This window comes from Polynucleobacter victoriensis (assembly GCF_900187875.1).
Classification (GTDB): Bacteria; Pseudomonadota; Gammaproteobacteria; order Burkholderiales; family Burkholderiaceae; genus Polynucleobacter; species Polynucleobacter victoriensis.
On record NZ_FYEX01000001.1, the window covers coordinates 159,342 to 178,880 of the forward strand.

At 43.4% G+C, this 19,539-nt stretch carries 18 protein-coding genes; 5 read left to right on the plus strand and 13 right to left on the minus strand.

All coding sequences use genetic code 11. From position 1 onward, the window contains the following. Positions 1–13 precede the first annotated feature (13 nt). Positions 14–2,116, minus strand: coding sequence for an excinuclease ABC subunit UvrB (gene uvrB, locus CFR83_RS00785; protein ID WP_088813145.1), 2,103 nt, complete (start codon positions 2,114–2,116; stop codon positions 14–16). 49 nt (positions 2,117–2,165) lie between these two features. On the opposite strand from uvrB, the gene CFR83_RS00790 reads away from it, so the two are divergent. The 3 genes from CFR83_RS00790 (at position 2,166) to rsxB (ending at position 5,590) form a co-directional block, all read left to right on the plus strand. After that, the gene (locus CFR83_RS00790; protein WP_088812019.1) at positions 2,166–3,362 is read left to right on the plus strand and encodes an amino acid aminotransferase; all 1,197 of its coding nucleotides are present in this window, start codon (positions 2,166–2,168) and stop codon (positions 3,360–3,362) included. A 172-nt stretch (positions 3,363–3,534) separates the two neighbouring features. Continuing rightward, complete coding sequence (locus CFR83_RS00795) at positions 3,535–4,920, plus strand: polyhydroxyalkanoate depolymerase (protein ID WP_088812020.1); 1,386 nt, start codon at positions 3,535–3,537, stop codon at positions 4,918–4,920. Further along, the gene (rsxB, locus tag CFR83_RS00800; RefSeq protein ID WP_088812021.1) at positions 4,913–5,590 is read left to right on the plus strand and encodes an electron transport complex subunit RsxB; all 678 of its coding nucleotides are present in this window, start codon (positions 4,913–4,915) and stop codon (positions 5,588–5,590) included. Before CFR83_RS00795 ends, rsxB begins: the two co-directional genes overlap by 8 nt. Here rsxB and CFR83_RS00805 read toward each other — a convergent pair whose 3' ends face one another. The 7 genes from CFR83_RS00805 to clpB all read right to left on the minus strand — a co-directional run bounded on the left by CFR83_RS00805 (position 5,591) and on the right by clpB (position 13,091). Further along, positions 5,591–6,022, minus strand: a complete 432-nt coding sequence (locus CFR83_RS00805) for a DUF1841 family protein (RefSeq protein ID WP_088812022.1) — start codon at positions 6,020–6,022, stop codon at positions 5,591–5,593. Continuing rightward, positions 6,019–6,657 carry an endonuclease III gene (gene nth, locus CFR83_RS00810; protein WP_088812023.1) on the minus strand — a complete coding sequence of 213 codons (639 nt, stop codon included), beginning with the start codon at positions 6,655–6,657 and terminating at the stop codon, positions 6,019–6,021. Before nth ends, CFR83_RS00805 begins: the two co-directional genes overlap by 4 nt. Before the next feature lie 7 nt (positions 6,658–6,664). Next, a complete protein-coding gene (locus CFR83_RS00815; RefSeq protein WP_088812024.1) occupies positions 6,665–7,093 on the minus strand; it encodes an HIT family protein in 429 nt (142 codons plus the stop codon). A gap of 99 nt (positions 7,094–7,192) precedes the next feature. Continuing rightward, the gene (gene aceA / locus CFR83_RS00820) at positions 7,193–8,491 is read right to left on the minus strand and encodes an isocitrate lyase (protein ID WP_088812025.1); all 1,299 of its coding nucleotides are present in this window, start codon (positions 8,489–8,491) and stop codon (positions 7,193–7,195) included. Between the two features lie 231 nt (positions 8,492–8,722). Further along, entirely contained in the window at positions 8,723–9,217 is a 495-nt protein-coding gene (rraA, locus tag CFR83_RS00825) for a ribonuclease E activity regulator RraA (protein WP_088812026.1), read from the minus strand. Between the two features lie 16 nt (positions 9,218–9,233). Next, positions 9,234–10,451 carry an MFS transporter gene (locus CFR83_RS00830; RefSeq protein WP_088812027.1) on the minus strand — a complete coding sequence of 406 codons (1,218 nt, stop codon included), beginning with the start codon at positions 10,449–10,451 and terminating at the stop codon, positions 9,234–9,236. Positions 10,452–10,496: 45 nt separating this feature from the next. Continuing rightward, positions 10,497–13,091: an ATP-dependent chaperone ClpB gene (clpB, locus tag CFR83_RS00835; RefSeq protein ID WP_088812028.1), complete on the minus strand. Its 2,595-nt coding sequence runs from the start codon at positions 13,089–13,091 to the stop codon at positions 10,497–10,499. Between the two features lie 95 nt (positions 13,092–13,186). On the opposite strand from clpB, the gene CFR83_RS00840 reads away from it, so the two are divergent. Both CFR83_RS00840 and dinG read left to right on the plus strand, forming a co-directional pair. Continuing rightward, positions 13,187–13,426: a GIY-YIG nuclease family protein gene (locus CFR83_RS00840; protein WP_088812029.1), complete on the plus strand. Its 240-nt coding sequence runs from the start codon at positions 13,187–13,189 to the stop codon at positions 13,424–13,426. Continuing rightward, positions 13,423–15,519 carry an ATP-dependent DNA helicase DinG gene (gene dinG / locus CFR83_RS00845; protein ID WP_165765028.1) on the plus strand — a complete coding sequence of 699 codons (2,097 nt, stop codon included), beginning with the start codon at positions 13,423–13,425 and terminating at the stop codon, positions 15,517–15,519. The genes CFR83_RS00840 and dinG overlap by 4 nt, the downstream gene beginning before the upstream one ends. 16 nt (positions 15,520–15,535) lie before the next feature. On the opposite strand, the gene moaE is transcribed toward dinG, so the two are convergent. The 5 genes from moaE to thrC are packed head-to-tail and all read right to left on the minus strand — an operon-like array spanning position 15,536 to position 19,534. Next, positions 15,536–15,985, minus strand: coding sequence for a molybdopterin synthase catalytic subunit MoaE (moaE, locus tag CFR83_RS00850; RefSeq protein ID WP_088812031.1), 450 nt, complete (start codon positions 15,983–15,985; stop codon positions 15,536–15,538). Between the two features lie 3 nt (positions 15,986–15,988). After that, complete coding sequence (gene moaD, locus CFR83_RS00855) at positions 15,989–16,246, minus strand: molybdopterin converting factor subunit 1 (protein ID WP_088812032.1); 258 nt, start codon at positions 16,244–16,246, stop codon at positions 15,989–15,991. A gap of 9 nt (positions 16,247–16,255) precedes the next feature. Then, on the minus strand, positions 16,256–17,494 hold the full coding sequence (locus CFR83_RS00860; RefSeq protein ID WP_088812033.1) for a molybdopterin molybdotransferase MoeA: 1,239 nt from the start codon (positions 17,492–17,494) through the stop codon (positions 16,256–16,258). Between the two features lie 24 nt (positions 17,495–17,518). After that, positions 17,519–18,085 carry a molybdopterin-guanine dinucleotide biosynthesis protein B gene (gene mobB, locus CFR83_RS00865; protein WP_088812034.1) on the minus strand — a complete coding sequence of 189 codons (567 nt, stop codon included), beginning with the start codon at positions 18,083–18,085 and terminating at the stop codon, positions 17,519–17,521. Between the two features lie 3 nt (positions 18,086–18,088). Next, the gene (gene thrC, locus CFR83_RS00870; RefSeq protein ID WP_088812035.1) at positions 18,089–19,534 is read right to left on the minus strand and encodes a threonine synthase; all 1,446 of its coding nucleotides are present in this window, start codon (positions 19,532–19,534) and stop codon (positions 18,089–18,091) included. Between the last annotated feature and the right edge of the window lie 5 nt (positions 19,535–19,539).

Here is a 19,539-nt window from a genome sequence, read left to right on the forward strand (position 1 = left end):
ACCTAGCATCTCACTAATTTCCGTTTAATTGAATCGTGTCGTGTAACTCAGCACCAAAAACCATAGCCTTTAATTTTAAGAGTTGATCTCTTGCTTGCGCAGCTTTCTCAAACTCTAGATTCTTAGCGTGCTCCACCATCATTTTTTCTAACTGCTTAATCTCTTTTGCTAGCTGCTTTTCGCTCATATCTTCATAGTGAGCTTTTTCTTCTGCATATTTTAGCTCCTGACGTTTTTCATCAACGTCATAAACGCCATCAATAATATCTTTGATACGTTTAACCACACCCTTAGGCTCAATTCCATGAATTTTATTGAACTCTGTTTGCTTAGCCCGCCTGCGCTCTGTTTCTCCAATAGCTTTTTTCATTGAATCAGTGACTTTGTCGGCATACAAGATAGCCGTGCCATTAACGTTTCTAGCGGCTCGACCAATGGTTTGAATCAAACTACGTTCCGAACGCAAGAAGCCCTCTTTATCAGCATCCAAAATAGCCACCAAAGAAACTTCAGGGATATCTAATCCCTCTCTCAACAAGTTAATACCAATTAAAACGTCAAAGACGCCTAAACGCAGATCTCTTAAAATCTCTACACGCTCAACCGTATCGATATCTGAGTGTAGATAGCGCACTTTGATGCCGTTATCCGACATAAATTCTGTTAGTTGCTCAGACATACGTTTAGTCAAAGTCGTAATCAATACACGCTCTCCAACTTTGATACGTGCATGTATTTCTGACAAGACATCATCTACTTGAGTGCTAGCTGGTCGCACATGAATCACAGGATCCACAAGGCCCGTTGGACGGACCACTTGTTCAACCACTTTGTCCGCATGCTCCTCTTCATATGTCGCAGGTGTTGCAGAGACAAAAATAACTTGGCGCATTTTTGTTTCAAATTCTTCAAATTTGAGCGGTCTGTTATCCATCGCAGATGGTAAACGGAAACCGTACTCAACCAAGGTTGATTTACGCGCCCTGTCACCGTTGTACATGCCATTTAACTGACCAATCAACACATGGCTCTCATCTAGAAACATCAAAGCATCTGGCGGCAAATAATCAACCAAGGTAGGCGGCGCCTCACCTGGCTTAGCGCCTGATAAATGTCTTGAATAATTTTCAATACCTTTACAAAAACCTAACTCTGACAACATCTCAATATCAAAACGAGTTCTTTGCTCTAAACGTTGCGCCTCAACCAATTTGCCTTCTTTTACATAGAAATCCAAACGCTCGCGCAGTTCAGCCTTAATTGTCTCTATGGCTCTTAAAACTGTTTCTCTTGGAGTGACATAATGCGAACCCGGATAGATAGTAAAGCGCGGAATACGTTGACGTATCCGACCTGTCAATGGATCAAAGAATTGCAAGCTATCGACCGTGTCATCAAATAAATCAATGCGCACTGCTAACTCATTATGCTCAGCTGGGAATACGTCAATCGTATCCCCTCGCACCCTAAAAGTGCCACGCGAGAAATCAACATCATTGCGCTCGTATTGCATAGCAATCAGACGACTCACCACATCTCGTTGGCTTAACTTATCACCCTGACGAACCGTTAAAACCATCTGGTGATAGTCACCTGGATTACCGATACCATAAATCGCAGAGACGGTTGAAACAATGATTGTGTCGCGACGCTCTAACAAACTTTTAGTGGCAGACAAACGCATTTGTTCGATGTGTTCATTGATCGAGGAATCCTTTTCAATGAATAAATCTCGAGTTGGCACATACGCTTCTGGCTGATAGTAATCGTAGTAACTCACAAAATACTCAACAGCATTCTGCGGAAAAAATTCTCTAAATTCGCTGTACAACTGAGCTGCGAGAGTTTTATTGGGAGCAAAAATGATGGCGGGTCGACCAAGACGTGCAATCGTGTTAGCCATGGTGTATGTCTTACCTGACCCAGTAACACCCAACAAGGTTTGGTAGATCAGACCATCTTCCACACCTTCAACAAGTTGTGCAATCGCCTCAGGCTGGTCACCTGCTGGCGGAAATGGTTGATGCAAGAGAAATGGTGACCCCGGGAATTGAATCACGTTTTCACTGGAATCAGAACTCTGCAAATCTAATTTTTTTACTGGCTTTTTTGGCATCTCGGCTATCATTCTAGGCTTGCTTGAACTTTCTAACATATTTCATACTATGAGCCTCTTTTCAAACGTTGAACTTGCCCCACGTGACCCTATCCTAGGTCTTAATGAAGCCTACAATGCGGACAGCCGTACAACCAAGGTAAACCTTGGGGTTGGCGTCTATTTCACTGACGATGGAAAGATTCCATTATTGCGTGCAGTACAAGCTGCTGAGAAGCAAATGATGGAAAAATCTGCTGCTCGCGGCTATCTTGCCATTGAAGGTATTGCTGCCTATAACCAAGGTGTTCAAAATCTTCTATTTGGCAAAGATTCTGCCATTTTGACAGCTGGTCGTGTTGTAACAGCCCAGGCAGTTGGCGGTACTGGAGCCCTAAAAATTGGTGCTGACTTCCTAAAACGCTTGGTACCTAACGCAACTGTTGCTATTAGTGATCCTAGTTGGGAAAACCATCGTGGTATTTTCGAAAGTGCTGGCTTCCCAGTTCAGAACTACACCTATTACGATCCAGAGACTCGTGGCGTTAACTTTGCTGGCATGGTCAAGTCTTTAGAGGCTTTGCCTGCCAAGTCAGTTGTTCTGCTTCACGCATGCTGTCACAACCCTACTGGCGCTGATTTAACAACTGCGCAATGGCAACAAGTTGCGGCACTTTGCAAAGCTAAAGACCTCATTCCATTCTTAGACATGGCTTACCAAGGCTTTGCTGACAGCATCGATGAGGATGGTGCAGCTGTGCGTTTATTTGCTGATGCCGGCCTTTGTTTCTTTGTATCTAGTTCATTCTCCAAGTCATTCTCTTTGTATGGTGAACGTGTTGGTGCCCTATCAATTGTGACTGAGAGCAAAGATGAATCAACTCGCGTGATGTCACAATTAAAACGAGTTATTCGTACTAACTACTCAAATCCTGCGATTCATGGTGGTACTGTTGTTGCAACAGTACTCAATGACCCAGAGCTACGTGCAATGTGGGAACAAGAGCTAGCTGAAATGCGTGACCGCATCAAATTGATGCGCAACACTTTGGTATCCAAATTGGCTGAAGCTGGTGCAAAACGCGATTTTGGCTTCGTTAACGATCAAAGAGGTATGTTCTCCTATTCTGGCTTGACAGCAGACCAGGTTGAACGCCTAAGAGCTGAATTCGGCATTTATGCTGTTTCTACAGGTCGAATCTGTGTAGCTGCCCTCAATAGCAAGAATATTGACGGTGTAGCTAAGGCAGTAGCCTCTGTACTTTAACTCATTAGAATCAATGTCTTAGACAACATTTTGGTGCTTTATGCGCCAAAATGTTGCATTGCACAAATTGATATTTTTGAGGATAATCAAACCTAGTGTAAAAAGTGTCAAATGGCACACGAGTTCAAAAAGTAGTGTTTGAACCCTTTTTTAGATTTCGGGAGATTAGTTAATGCTGTATCAATATCAAGAGTTTCAAAGAGCCTTGCTGCAACCATTAACAGCATGGGCACAAGCTACAGCTAAAACCTTTGTTAATCCAAGCAACCCACTATCACTTTTACCATCAGCAACACGTATTGCTGCGGGCTACGAACTACTCTATCGCCTAGGTAAAGAGTACGAAAAACCAGAATTTAGAATCAAGACCGTGGTGGCCCATGGCAAACCTGTGGCTATTAATGAGTTCACGGTGGTTGATAAGCCATTCTGTAAATTAGTTCGCTTTAAACGTTTCTCTGACGATGTCAATGTCATCAAAAAACTCAAAGAAGACCCTGTAGTTTTGATCGTGGCTCCTTTGTCAGGACATCATTCAACGCTGTTGAGAGATACAGTTCGTACACTGTTACAAAACCACAAGGTTTACATCACTGACTGGGTTGATGCGCGCTTAGTACCATTAGAAGATGGCTCATTCACACTGGATGACTATGTGCACTATGTGCAAGATTTTATTCGTGCGATTGGCGCAAAGGACCTAAACGTTCTATCAGTTTGCCAACCAACAGTTCCTGTGTTGGGTGCCATTTCTTTAATGGCCTCAAATGGTGAAGTCACCCCAAGAACTATGACGATGATGGGCGGTCCGATTGATGCTCGCAAGAGCCCAACCATGGTTAACTCTACGGCAACCAATAAATCATTTGAATGGTTCGAGAACAATGTTGTGTATACCGTTCCACCTCCACATCCAGGTGCAGGACGTCGTGTATATCCTGGATTCTTGCAACACACAGGTTTCGTTGCTATGAACCCAGATCGCCATTTACAGTCACACTGGGATTATTTCCAAGACTTGGTTAAGGGCGATAAAGATGATGCGCAAGCGCACATTGAGTTCTACGACGAATACAACGCTGTTTTAGATATGGATGCAGATTACTATTTGCAAACCATTAAAACTGTATTCCAAGACTTCTCATTGCCAACCGGTAAATGGGTTGTTGGTGGCAAGCTAGTTAAGCCACAAGACATTAAAACCACTGCTCTACTAACAGTAGAAGGTGAACTAGATGATATTTCTGGTAGCGGTCAAACAAAAGCAGCTCATGGCTTATGTAAGAACATCGCTGAGAATAAGAAACAACACTTTGAAGTTAAAGGTGCAGGTCACTACGGTATTTTCTCAGGCCGTCGTTGGCGTGAAATCGTTTACCCAGAGATTGGTGCTTTCATTCGCAAGCATGCCATTAAGGGTAGCAAAACAGCTAGCGCTAAAGTAGCTCCTAAGGCAACTCCTAAAGCGGTTAAAAAAGTAGCAGCTAAAAAAATTGCCGTGAAAAAAGTGGCTGTTAAGAAAGTAGCCGCGAAGAAAACTGCTGCAAAGAATGCCTAAAACAATAGACGGTCGTAATGACCTGTTTGACCGTCTATTCGCTGCTCTACCCCAAACTCAATGCACTAAGTGCGGTTATCCCGACTGTAGAGCCTATGCCAAGGCAATGGCTGCGGGAGACGCTCCTCACAATCAATGTCCACCAGGTGGTCTAGATGGTGTTGTACGTCTTTCGAAAATATTGAATAAAGAGCCCTTAACGCTCAACCCCACCAATGGTGAGGAGCGCCCTAGACCTGTAGCAGTGATCGAATCTAAAGCATGTATTGGTTGCACATTGTGCATTCAGGCATGCCCAGTAGATGCAATTGTTGGCGCATCAAAACAAATGCATGTGGTACTCAAAGACTGGTGTACAGGTTGTGATTTATGCATCCCCCCTTGCCCAGTTGACTGCATCACCATGATTTCAGTAACAGGAGATAAGACAGGTTGGGATGCCTGGACTGAGAATCAAGCCAATGTTGCAAAAGATCGTTATGAATCTCGTCAAAAGCGTTTAGAGCGCGAAGAACTTGATAACACCAGACGTCTTGCTGTAAAGGCACAAAATAAGGCAAAAGCTCTTGATTTAGAGAATGCAAGCACAGATGCTGAAAAAAGTGAGATTGAACGCAAGCGTGCAATCATTGCAGCAGCCATGGCAAGAGCCAAAGAAAAGCTAAAGTAATTACAGCAAGCGCTTAATTAACTCAACGTAAGTAGCCATATCAGGCGGCGTGCCATCACGCTGCGCACTCCAAAGAACTTGCCCCAAACACTCCATGATTCTGTGTTGAGCTTCATGCTCTGAATCAAGCTTTATGGTTAGCTGTCTACTCGCTTCACGAATCCCTGGGGGCTGATCAATTTGCACTTGCTCTGTGATCGACATATGCATCGATAAATGCAAGAAAGGATTGGTTTGTCCTTTTTCAGGAGTGTATTCAGCTTCTTGGGCTTGCTGAGGGTTATTTAAAAGCGCATGATATTCAGGATGCTCGACCATCCAGCGTGCAGCTATTGACTCCATCGGCGTCAAAATACCAGATGCTTGATGCTTACTCCAAGCATCACAAAAAAACTGCCTCACCTCTTCACGGCTTGGATTAAATAAACTCATTTTGAAAAATTCTTTTCTTTAAATGAACATAAGGGCTCAACGATGCATTGACCACACTCAGGTTTTCTGGCCTTACATGTATATCTGCCATGCAAAATCAACCAGTGATGAGCATCAACTAAAAAATCTTTAGGCACACGTTTTAGTAAAGCCATTTCCACAGCCAAAACATCTTTACCAGGAGCCAATCCAGTTCTATTAGAGACTCTGAATATGTGCGTATCAACAGCCATGGTTGGGTGACCAAATGCCGTATTCAGAATCACATTGGCTGTCTTTCTACCAACCCCAGGTAAAGCCTCTAAGGCTTCACGATCCTCAGGCACCTCACCATCATGACGCTCCATTAACAACCGGCAAGTTTCAATCAGGTGTTTTGCTTTTGTTTTATATAGGCCAATGTGCTGTATGTAAGGAATTAAACCTTTTTCACCCAACTCATAAATGGCTTTTGGAGTATTAGCGATTGGAAATAAAATGCGCGTCCCTTTATTTACAGAAACATCGGTTGCTTGCGCAGATAGTAAGACTGCAGCCAGTAGTTCAAATGGGGTGCTGTACTCAAGCTCCGTGGTGGGCTTCGGGTTATTAGTCTTGAGCGCCTCAAAAAAAGCTCGGCGTTTTTCAGGATTCATCGCCAATTTAATGCGTACCCAAAACGTCAATAAGCTTTTGTTTCAGTGCTGGAACTTTTGCGAACTGCGTTGCTAAATGTTGCGCATGAGAATCTCTTAGAGGATTTGACCACACTGAACCTGGGAATGTTTTATCTTGCTGATACCGAGGAATCACATGCCAATGTAGGTGCGGCACCATATTACCTAGAGCTGCCAAATTAACCTTGTCTGGTTGCATCACTTCAATAATCGCCTGCTCTACCTTCATCACTGTCTGCATCAAAGCTGAGCGATTAGCAATTGCAAGGTTTGTCATCTCCGCAACATGGGTATTCCAAATTACTCGACAAAAACCTGGGTACTCTGGCTCATTGGCCAAAATTACACGAAGCTCATCATTTTTCCAAATGAGCTCGCCACCATCTGCTGTACATAAAGGGCAATTTGCATTCATGGCGTTATTTTCGCTCACTTTAATTTTTACGCAATAAAAAAGCCCGGCTTGTGGCCGGGCTGATCAACTAAGGCGTGATACGCCAGAGTTAATGACTTCTTAGTGGAACTGCTCTTCTTCTGTTGAACCAGTCAAAGCTGTTACTGATGAAGCACCACCTTGAATCACTGTTGTTACTTCGTCGAAGTAACCAGTACCAACTTCTTGTTGATGTGAAACGAAAGTGTAACCACGGTCACGAGCTGCGAACTCAGGCTCTTGAACTTTTTCAACGTATGCAGACATACCGCGTGCAACGTAGTCTTGAGCCAAGTCGAACATGTTGTACCACATAGAGTGGATACCAGCCAATGTGATGAATTGGTATTTGTAACCCATTGCACCAAGTTCACGTTGGAACTTAGCAATAGTTGCATCATCCAAGTTCTTCTTCCAGTTAAATGATGGTGAGCAGTTGTATGCCAACATCTTGCCTGGGTGCTTAGCGTGAACAGCTTCAGCAAACTTGCGAGCAAATTCAAGGTCAGGTGTACCAGTCTCACACCATACCAAGTCAGCGTACTCAGCATAAGCAATAGCACGTGAAATAGCTTGATCAAGACCTTTCTTAGTCTTGTAGAAACCTTCTGCAGTACGCTCACCTGTCAAGAATGGCTTGTCGTTTTCATCGTAGTCTGATGTCAACAAGTCAGCAGCTTCAGCGTCTGTACGAGCAATAACCAATGTAGGAACGCCACAAACGTCAGCAGCCATACGAGCAGCGATCAATTTTTGGCAAGCTTCTTGTGTTGGAACCAACACTTTACCGCCCATGTGACCACACTTCTTAACAGAAGCTAATTGGTCTTCCCAGTGAACGCCAGCAGCACCAGCTTTGATCATTGACTTCATCAATTCGAATGCGTTCAATACACCACCGAAACCTGCTTCAGCGTCAGCAACGATAGGTGCGAAGCAATCGATGTAGCCCTTGTCACCCTTTTCGATACCTTTAGAGTGTTGAATCTCGTCAGCACGACGGAATGTATTGTTGATACGCTCAACAACCTTAGGTACTGAGTCAACTGGGTACAAAGATTGGTCAGGATACATAGAAGCGTATGTGTTGTTATCAGCAGCAACTTGCCAACCTGACAAATAGATAGCCTTAACACCAGCTTTAACTTGTTGCATCGCTTGACCACCAGTCAAAGCGCCTAAACAGTTAACGTATGGCTCGTTATTAACCAAGTTCCATAGTTTTTCTGCGCCACGACGTGCCAATGTGTGCTCGATTTGGAAAGAACCACGTAGACGAACTACGTCAGCTGCTGTGTAACCACGCTTAATACCTTTCCAACGTGGGTTTGTATCCCAATCCTTTTGCAATGCATCGATTTCTTGTTGACGTGTTGACATGTTTCTCTCCCTGTAAATAACAAAAAATGTGTTCATAAGACATATACCAAAGTTATTTTCGTGTCTTATGTCTTATATAAGAGTTTATGTATTTGTGCAGAAGATTGCAAGTATTTATTTGTCGTACTACAAATAAAATAAGCCATTAGAATCAATGGCTTATTTTTAATATTCCATATTATGGAAAGCTAATTCATAGCTTGCAATTAAATACGGTTACAAGGAATTTACTTAAATTAACGGACGGTCAGCAACTAACACACCATCCTCGTCTGCGTAAATCATGTCTCCTGGCTTAACCGTTGTACCAGCGATATCAACAACAAGATCTCGCTCGCCAACATTACGTTTCACGCTCTTTTGAGGATGAGCTGCAAGTGCACGAATACCAACTTTAGATTCAGCCAGCTCAAGGGTATCTCGCACACAACCATTAACCAAAATACCTGCCCAACCATTCTTCTCAGCTAAAACACCTAAGTTGCCGCCAACCAAGGCACAGCGCATAGAACCACCACCATCAATCACTAAAACTCTGCCCTGACCTGGCTCGTCCAATAGAGTTCTTACCCAAGTATTGTCTTCAAAAACTTTTAACGTAACAGCAGCACCCTTAAACTGACTCAAGCCACCATAAGCTTTGAATACCGGTGCACAAACGCGTAACTCACCTTTAGTAATTAGATCTTCATTAGCATCACAAATATCTGTGGTCGCAAAACTCATTAAAACTCTCCCAAACTTAGATTGATGTATTTTTTAATTGCACTGTGCGATTATTTTCGCCTACTCGATATGCGGTGAGCAAGGCTGATAGCAAAAAGCCAGCTATTAGTACAAAGACCCCTGGCACCAAACTCCAATCCATCAGCAAGCCAAACAATAATGGGCCCAACGCTAAACCAGAATCAAGACCAGAGTAAACAACACCAAACACCCTGCCAGAGGCTTCCTTGGGCGTTGCTGTTCGAATCATTAAATCTCTAGATGGTCCAGAGATGCCAACGCAAAAACCCATCAAGGTAAATAAGCTCATCATTGATGAGCCGGATACCAAAGTTAATGAAATCAACACAGAAATTGCACTAGCCGTAATGAAGCCAATGGCAATAATGCGATCAGGCGCCTTTGCTCTGGCTGCAATAAAACCACCCAAGAACATGCCACCAGCACTAGCCAACATATAAGAAGAATATGCAGTGGTTGTTAATGCAACAGGAAGGTCATAGAGTATTTGCATCGCCGTTGGTGCAAAACTTTGCACTCCACTTAGCGCTAGAGCACTCAAGAAAAAAAATCCCCAACAAAGCCACACTGTTCTTAACTTTAAGAAACTGAGTGAGAATGGTGAACCATTCTTCTTGATGTGCGCTTCATGAGCTCTTTGCTCATCTGTACCCAACAAAACTTGTCGCCTGACGAACAATAAAATCAAAATTGCACTAGCAATTAGAGCAGCCACTAATAGAGCCTGTCGCCATCCCGCTAGAGCCGTAACACTCACCAACACTGCTGGAGACACCGCCCAACCCAAGGCACCTGATACCCCATGCATCGAGTACGCATGCGCCACTCGCTCTGGTGAAACTCTTCGATTTAATAACGTGTAGTCAGCAGGATGAAATACACCATTGCCCATACCAGCAATGGCAGCCCCAATTAATAAACCAGTGTAGCCATCTGCTGTTGCAAGTAATAGCGCAGAAACTGCTAAAGAACCAACCCCAAAGAAGAGCACCTTAAGAGGTCCCGAGTGATCAACCCAAAAACCAGCAGCAGCCTGAATGATGGTTGATATGACAAAGAACATGGTCATCAAAAAACCAAGTTCGGCATAACTCAAGCCGAACTCAACCTTCAACCAAGGAAAGAGTGGCGCAAGTATTAAATGATAAAAATGAGAGGTACCATGGGCCAAGCTAACTAAGCCAATAACCTCCGCGTCTTTGCGAATAGTCATTGGCTGATGTTACTACGACTTGCCCAAAAGGGCTTTTAGTTAGCTTTAGTGAACGACTCGGTCAAACATAAAAGCGCCCTTCTTATCTACATCCACAGGCACAATATCTTTAGGACCAAACTTACCTTCCAAAATTAGCTTGGCAACAGGGTTCTCGATGTATTGCTGAATAGCTCTCTTAAGAGGTCTTGCACCAAAGACTGGGTCATAGCCAGCTTCTGAGACCCTTGCCAAAGCTGCATCGCTCACCTCTAAAACCATATCCATCTTCGCCAAACGCTCACTTAAACGTTTCAATTGAATCTTAGCGATTGATGCAATGTTTTTCTGGTCAAGACCATGGAATACAACTACCTCATCAATACGATTTAAGAATTCTGGGCGGAAATGCTCTTTAACATCTCCCATGACCGCCTCTTTGATTTTGTCCTGAGGTTTGCCGCTCATAGATTGAATCATCTGCGACCCTAAATTACTGGTCATCACAATCACAGTGTTCTTGAAATCTACCGTGCGACCCTGACCATCTGTCATACGACCATCATCCAAGACTTGCAACAGCACATTGAATACGTCTGGATGAGCTTTTTCAACTTCATCCAAAAGAATCACGCTGTAAGGCTTACGGCGCACCAACTCAGTTAGATAGCCGCCTTCCTCGTAACCCACATAACCTGGAGGAGCTCCAATTAAGCGCGCCACACTGTGTTTTTCCATGAACTCACTCATGTCAACACGAATCAAGTGTTCGTCACTATCAAACAAGAATTCAGCCAAAGCTTTGCACAACTCAGTCTTACCAACCCCAGTGGGGCCTAAGAATAAGAAAGATCCATAAGGTTTTCCCTCATCAGACAATCCTGCGCGCGAACGACGTATGGCATCCGAAACAGCAGAGATTGCCTCTTCCTGCCCCACCACACGATTGTGCAGATAGGTTTCCATTTGTAATAACTTATCGCGCTCACCCTGCATCATCTTCGAAACAGGTATACCAGTGGCACGCGAAACCACTTCGGCAATCTCTTCCGCACCGACTTGCGTACGCAACAATTTATTTTTGCTAGAACTAGCTTTTTCCTCAGCAACGGCAGCAGACTTCAATTTACCTTCTAGCTCTGGTAATTTGCCGTATTGCAACTCTGCGACTTTTTCCAATTTGCCATCACGCTGTAACTTAGTGATTTCAGACTTAACTTTATCAATCTCTTCTTTAATTGAAGCAGTGCCTTGTGCTGCACCTTTTTCAGACTTCCACACTTCCTCAAGGTCAGCATACTCTTTACCCAAACGCTTGATTTCCTCTTCAATCAACCCAAGACGTTTTTGAGAGGCCTCATCTTTTTCTTTTTTGACAGCTTCACGTTCAATTTTTAACTGAATTAAACGGCGATCCAATTTATCCATCACTTCTGGCTTTGAATCAATTTCCATTCTGATACGAGAAGCAGCCTCATCAATCAAATCGATTGCCTTGTCTGGCAAGAAACGATCAGTGATATAGCGATGCGATAACTCAGCTGCAGCAACAATCGCTGGATCAGTGATTTCTACACCATGATGCAACTCATATTTCTCTTGTAAACCACGCAAGATTGCAATAGTGTCTTCTACGCTAGGCTCGCCCACCATGACCTTTTGGAAACGACGCTCTAAAGCCGCATCTTTTTCAATGTACTGGCGATACTCATCAAGAGTAGTCGCTCCAATACAATGCAATTCACCACGAGCTAATGCAGGCTTTAACATATTGCCCGCATCCATTGCTCCATCGGCTTTACCTGCACCCACCATTGTGTGAATCTCATCGATGAAGACAATTGTTTGCCCCTCATCCTTGGCAACATCATTAAGAACTGCTTTTAATCTCTCTTCAAACTCACCACGATATTTGGCACCAGCCAAGAGCAAAGCCATATCCAAAACCAATACGCGTTTATTTTTTAGAGTTTCTGGCACTTCACCGTCAACAATACGCTGCGCCAAACCTTCAACAATGGCTGTCTTACCAACACCAGGCTCACCAATTAGCACAGGGTTATTTTTAGTGCGGCGCTGCAAAATCTGAATCGCGCGACGAATTTCATCATCACGACCAATCACAGGATCCAACTTACCTAAGCGCGCACGCTCCGTTAAATCTAAAGTATATTTTTTCAACGCTTCACGTTGATTTTCAGCATCAGCACTATTCACAGTCTGTCCTCCACGAACTGCCTCAATAGCAGCCTCTAATGTTTTACGAGTAATACCAGCAAGCTTAAGTGACTTACCTATCTCACCTTTGTCGTCAGTTAAGACCAATAAAAATAGCTCGCCAGCAATAAAATCATCGCCACGCTTAGTAGCTTCTTTCTCAGTTAAATTTAAATGAGCGGCTAAAGACCTACCAATTTGCACATCCCCACCAGTGCCTTGCACCTGAGGTAGCTTTGCAACCATGGCTTGAATGGATTTTTCTAAGGAGGCCACATTGCCACCTGTGCGACTGATTAACGATTTTGCCGTACTGTCAGCCTGTTGCAACATAGCTAAAAGGACATGCTCAGACTCAATATATTGATTGTCAGCGTTCAATGCCAAGCTTTGGGCTTCGCCCAAAGCCTCTTGAAATTTACTTGTTAACTTATCTAATCGCATGGATATCTCCCATATTCAATATCTAGTATGTAGGCACTAAAGTTGAGATTTCAAGTGATTTAGATCAAATAAATTGCTAGCTTTATCATAGAGGTATGTCTTGGTGTTTATATCTCTTGGAATGTTCTGATGGAAGCTACTACGCTGGCATCACCAATGACCTGGAGAACCGTATTAAAGCTCACAATAACGGCACTGGCGCCAAATATACTCGTGGCCGAGGCCCCGTCAAATTACTTGCTCAACAAGCCTTTGACAACCGTTCAGAAGCTTCAAAAGCAGAAAATGCCATTAAAAGGCTCCCGAAAAACCTCAAATTAGGATTTTTTGCGTGAGCACCGATCAATTGGGCGAGATTCAAGAAAGAATCCAAACCTTTTATAAAGCTGTCCAAGCTAATTGGCCAGGTTTTAAGGTCAGGACTGGACAAGAGCAAATGTTTGCTCAAATTGCCAATACCCTAAGCCACGCTAAAAGCCATAAAGAAGAAAGAACCGGTGACAATATTTTGGTTGTCGAGGGGAAAACCGGCGTCGGTAAAACTTTAGGGTATCTCATACCAGCCATTGTTTTTAGCAAACTCCTAGGTAAAAGAGTCATCATCAGTACTGGTACCGTGGCCTTACAAGAACAATTACTGCAAAAAGATTTACCCGCCCTAGCCAAGCTGTCGCCAATTTCTTTTGAATATGCCTTAGCAAAAGGACGCGGTCGATATGTTTGCAATATTCGACTCGAACAAATCAGCGGTAAAACAAAACAAGCTGCACTATTTGAAGATGCCAACTGGGATGGCCCACCCAAAGAGCAAGACAAAGACAACTACGCAGACGCTTTAATGGCACTTAATGAAGGTGAATGGAACGGCGAGAAAGACACAGCACCGAATGAGATTACGGATGCCATGTGGTCAAAAATTGCTGCAGAGCGCAGCTCATGCCTAGGTAGACACTGCCAACGCTTTAATGTGTGCCCTTATTTCAATGCGCGTAGAGAACTAGTCAAAGCCGATTTAATTATTGCCAATCACGATTTGGTCATTTCAACGATTGCTTCAGGCTCAAAAATATTGCCAGATCCATCTGAAACTCTGTATGTATTTGATGAGGCGCACAACCTACCTCAAGTTGGTATCAAACACTTTGCCTCATCAGTTGGACTGATTGCGAGCACTCGGTGGCTTGAAAAAATTATGGCAGCAGTATTGCGAGCGGATGCCCTACTTCCAGAATCAAGCGGAAAAATAGTAGAGGAAATACATAGTTATGTAGAAGATTTAATCATGCATACACGCCAAATGATTAACTCATTACGTTTAGCCAATTTTGTTACCCATGAAGAACCAATTCATCGTTTCAAAAATGGCCATCTTAGTGATGAATTTGCTACTTATGCAGAAACAATTGGGCCACTGGCTATTGGACTAAACAACCGTATCAGCAAAATTTTGCAGCAACTCAATGACCACAGAAATAACAGCATTGATAAAGATTCATTTAGCCCTGCCATTTTAGAAATTGGTAGCTATCAATCTAAAACAGAAAATCTATCAAATACTTGGCATCTAATGCAGGCTGATGCAAATCCTCCAATTGCCAAATGGGTTGAGTGGCAAGATTTAGGATCGACCTTTGACTTTAAATTACATGCATCGCCCATTAGCGCTGCCCAAAACTTAGCTCAAACACTTTGGTCTACCAGTTCGGCAGCAGTTTTAACATCTGCCACACTCAGAACTCTTGGTGATTTTCAATATTTCCTATCCCAAACTGGCTTGAATTGGTTTTCAAAAACCAATACTTTTGAAGCGGAATCGCCATTCAATTATGAAAAACAAGGCACATTTGTTGTTCCTGAAATGATTCAATGTCCAAGCGCTAATGCAACTGGTCACACAGAAGAACTTTCGACTGAAATTCCCAAACAACTTCAAAACCTCCAACATGGCGCCTTGGTTTTGTTTACCTCGAAAAAACAGATGAAACAAGTCTATGAGGATTTACCTGACGAATTCTTAAAAGATGTGTTGATGCAAGGTGACATGCCCCGTCATCAACTAATCAAAAGTCATGAATCTAGAATCAATGAAGGTCAACGCAGCATTTTGTTCGGGATGCAAAGCTTTGGTGAAGGTCTAGATCTACCAGGAAAAATGTGCGAAGTTGTGATTATTACTAAACTGCCATTTGCGCCACCCGACTCACCAATTGAAGAAGCAAAAGCTGAATGGCTAGAGAAGAATCAAGGCAATCCTTTTTATGAAATTAGCGTACCAGCTGTGGCATTGAAATTACAACAATGGGTTGGGCGTGGCATCAGAACAGAAACTGATCACGCAACAATTATTGTTTTAGATAAGCGCTTAAAAACCAAACCTTATGGCAAGAAATTACTAGCTGGCCTGCCACCATTTAAACGCTTGATGTAATTTAGCTACCGAAGACTTACTGCCACTTCTTGAGTGCTTCATCATCACTCAAGCGCGCATCTACCCAACGCGCACCTTCTGGGGTTTCTTCTTTTTTCCAAAATGGCGCTAAGGTCTTCAAGTAGTCCATCACATATTCGCAAGCAGCAAAAGCTTCACCGCGATGAGCACTTGTAACAGCAGTTAAAACAATTTGATCTTCAATTTGAAGAGGACCAACTCGATGGATGATGAGTACATCATAGATATCCCAACGAGCTTTAGCTTTCTCAATAATCTCTTCAAGAGATTTTTCGGTCATTCCTGGGTAGTGTTCCAAAGTCATGGCAGCCACTTCTGAACCATCATTACGATCACGCACCGTTCCGACAAACGCAGCGACTGCACCGATACGTGCATCACCCGCCCTGAGTTTTTTCAACTCCACTGACAAATCAAAATCTTCTGTTTGAATACGAACTGGCATTATTTAACCGCCCGTGACTGGAGGGAAAAAGGCTACTTCTGCTTGATCAACAAGAGACACGCAGCCATCAACCATCTCATGATTTAAAGCCATACGAATTGCTTTGCCCTCTGCCAGCACTTCAGCCCAAAGATCACCTCTAGCCCTAAGATGCTCGCGCAAGTCTGCTACCGTTACAACCCCAACTGGCACGTCTAGCAATTCTTGAGAGGTCTTCAAGGTTTCGCGCAGTGATGCAAAGAATTTAACAGTTACTTTCATAACGATAGATTAAATCATTCCAGAAAAAGGCATGTATTTAACCAAATCACCTTTTTTAATTGTTTGATTAGGCGGGTTATCCACCAAACCATCAGCCCAAGCGGCACTTGTGAGAACGCCCGAACTTTGATTAGGGAATAAATCCAAACCGCCCTCAGAGTTGATGCGCACCCTAAGAAACTCATTACGGCGATCTGCACGCGGCCAATCGAAATCTGAGCGCATCATCATTGATGGCGTAGAAATGACTGCACGCCCCTGCAACTTGGCAATAAATGGTCTGACAAATAATAAGAATGTCACAAAACTTGAAACAGGGTTACCAGGCAGACCCATAAACCACGCTTCAGAATTTGGTGTTGCCTGCTTTCTAACGGCACCAAATGCCAATGGTTTACCTGGCTTAATAGCTATTTGCCACATGTCTAAACGACCCTCGGCGGTTACCGCAGGCTTAATATGATCTTCCTCGCCCACGGATACACCACCAGAAGTGATAATCAAGTCATGATCTTCACTGGCCTTGCGCAAGGCTGCTTTTGTGGCATCCAAAGTATCTGGAACAATGCCCAAATCAGTTGCCTCACAACCTAAAGCTCTGATACAGGCTAATAGCGTGTCACGATTAGAGTTATAAATTGCGCCGGGCTTTAATGGCTCACCAGGCAACGTTAATTCATCACCAGTAAAAAAAGCTGCCACTTTAATTCTTCTCAAAACAGGTAGCTTGGCGTGACCTGCTGAGGCAGCAACACCCAACTCCTGGGCTCTTAAATATGTCCCTTTGCTTAAAGCTACTTGATTAGCTCTAAGATCCTCACCTTGCAAACGAATCCATTGACCCGCCTTTGGAATCTCTTGAATAACAATTTGATCACCATTGGCAACACATGCCTCTTGCATCACAACCGCATCAGCACCCAAAGGAATAGTTGCACCAGTAAATATGCGCGCAACGGTTCCTGGCTTTAACTCAACACCCACATGACCCGCAGGAATACGCTGAGACACCTCAAAAGATTGCCCGACTTTTTGAATATCAGCTGATCTGACTGCGTAACCATCCATCTGCGTATTGTTCATGGGTGGCACATCTACAAGACTTAGCACATCCTCTGCTAAAACCCTACCCAAGGCCTCTTGAGTAGTCACCCATTCAAGCTCAGTTACTGATATGGCTTTGGATAAGAGATGCTGCAATGCCTCTGCAGCAGTTTTCATTGGTGGTTTTGCATTTGCCTGTGACATGAAGTAAGTCTAATGGTATTGCGATTATTTTGCCAAAACACCAACAACTGACATCACATGCTGTGCAATTTGTTCAACGTTATCCAAGTCTAGAACTGGAATATCCCTATTAAGTTCAGGTTTCTTCAGCGCATCCTTACCGCCCGGGTAAGCAATTGCCAAAATATTTAAATCTTCATTAGCCTTGCATGCTCGTGTAACGCACTCCTCATGCTCTGCACGCCAAAGTTCAATTTTAGGAATGTTGGCATTTTTAAAGCCCTCAACAATCACCAAGTCGCAAGGTGATAACTTGCTTAATTGCTCTTCTATAGTTGGCTCAGAGGCTTCTTTTAGCTCATGCATCAATACCCAGCGCTGATCAGAAACCAATAAAACTTCATGAGCACCAGCCTTGCGGTGCCTATATGAGTCCTTGCCAGGTTGGTCAATATCAAAATGATGGTGGGTATGCTTAATCACAGCAATATTGATTCCTTGTTGCGTAAAACAAGTAATTAATTGCTCAATTAAAGTTGTTTTGCCCGTTCCAGAGTAAGCGACAAAACCTATAACAGGTGTTTTGCGCTGAGACTGGGAGTTATTAGTCATCAATTACAAACCAGTGTGTTTAGCAACAAAATCTTTAACTTGATTCAAGTCAGCAGGCATCACTGTTACTCGCTGTGGCTTATCTTCAATACCCACAAATGATGCAGGACGATCAGGTGCACGACCAATAGCCTCTTCAATAGTTTCAGCAAATTTAATCGGCAAGGCAGTTTCTAGCACCAACATCGGAATATCTTTTTGCAAATTCTCACGAGCCACTTTCACACCATCTGCAGTATGTGTATCAATCAATACACTGTACTTAGCGTGAATATCGCGAATCGTATCTAAACGATTGGCATGCGTGCTCTTGCCCGAGACAAAACCATATTTAGCAATGTCCTTGTATGCCGGATCATTTGATAAATCAAAACCACCCTTTGTTTCAACATCCTTGAACATTTGCGCAGTTCTTGCAGCATCTTGACCAACCAAGTCATAAACAAAACGCTCAAAGTTACTGGCTTTTGAAATATCCATAGATGGACTAGTCGTATGAAACGTTTCTGCAGATTTGCGAGCTCTATAGATGCCTGTTTTAAAAAATTCATCTAAAACATCATTCTCATTGGTGGCAACCACTAATTTCTCAATTGGCAAACCCATCATGCGAGCGATATGCCCTGCACACACATTACCAAAATTACCCGATGGCACACAGAAAGAAACTTTCTCATGACTGGTCTTCGTTGCCAATAGATAGCCTTGGAAGTAGTACACCACCTGCGCAACCACACGCGCCCAATTGATTGAGTTCACCGTACCAATCTTGTGCCTTGCTTTATAGGCATGATCATTACTCACACCTTTGACAATGTCTTGCGCATCATCAAAAACACCATCAATCGCAATGTTATAAATATTCTCATCTTGCAACGAGTACATCTGCGCAACTTGGAATGGGCTCATTTTGCCGTTCGGCGACAACATGAATACACGCACACCCTTTTTGCCACGCATGGCATATTCAGCTGCACTTCCTGTATCACCAGATGTCGCACCCAAAATGTTTAATTCTTGACCTTGCTTGTTGAGGGTGTACTCGAACAAATTACCCAAAAGCTGCATAGCCATATCTTTAAACGCTAATGTTGGGCCATTAGACAGGCTCAACAAACCAAGGCGCGTTCCTTGCTCATCACCTAACCAATGAATCGGCGTAATGTCTTCTGCGCGATCATCAGCACGGCCATTGCAATACACCTGAGCTGTATATGTTTTCTGAACGAGTGCTTTTAAGTCTTCTTTAGGGATGTCATCACAATAAAGACTCAAAACCTCAAAAGCCAAGTCAGCATAGGATAGACCACGCCAAGCATCTAACTGAGCTGGTGTAATTTTTGGATACTTAGATGGCAAGTACAAACCGCCATCCGCAGCCAGGCCGCCCAAAAGAATCTGAGAAAAAGTTTGATTCGCGTTATGACCGCGTGTTGATATGTAATGCATTGATG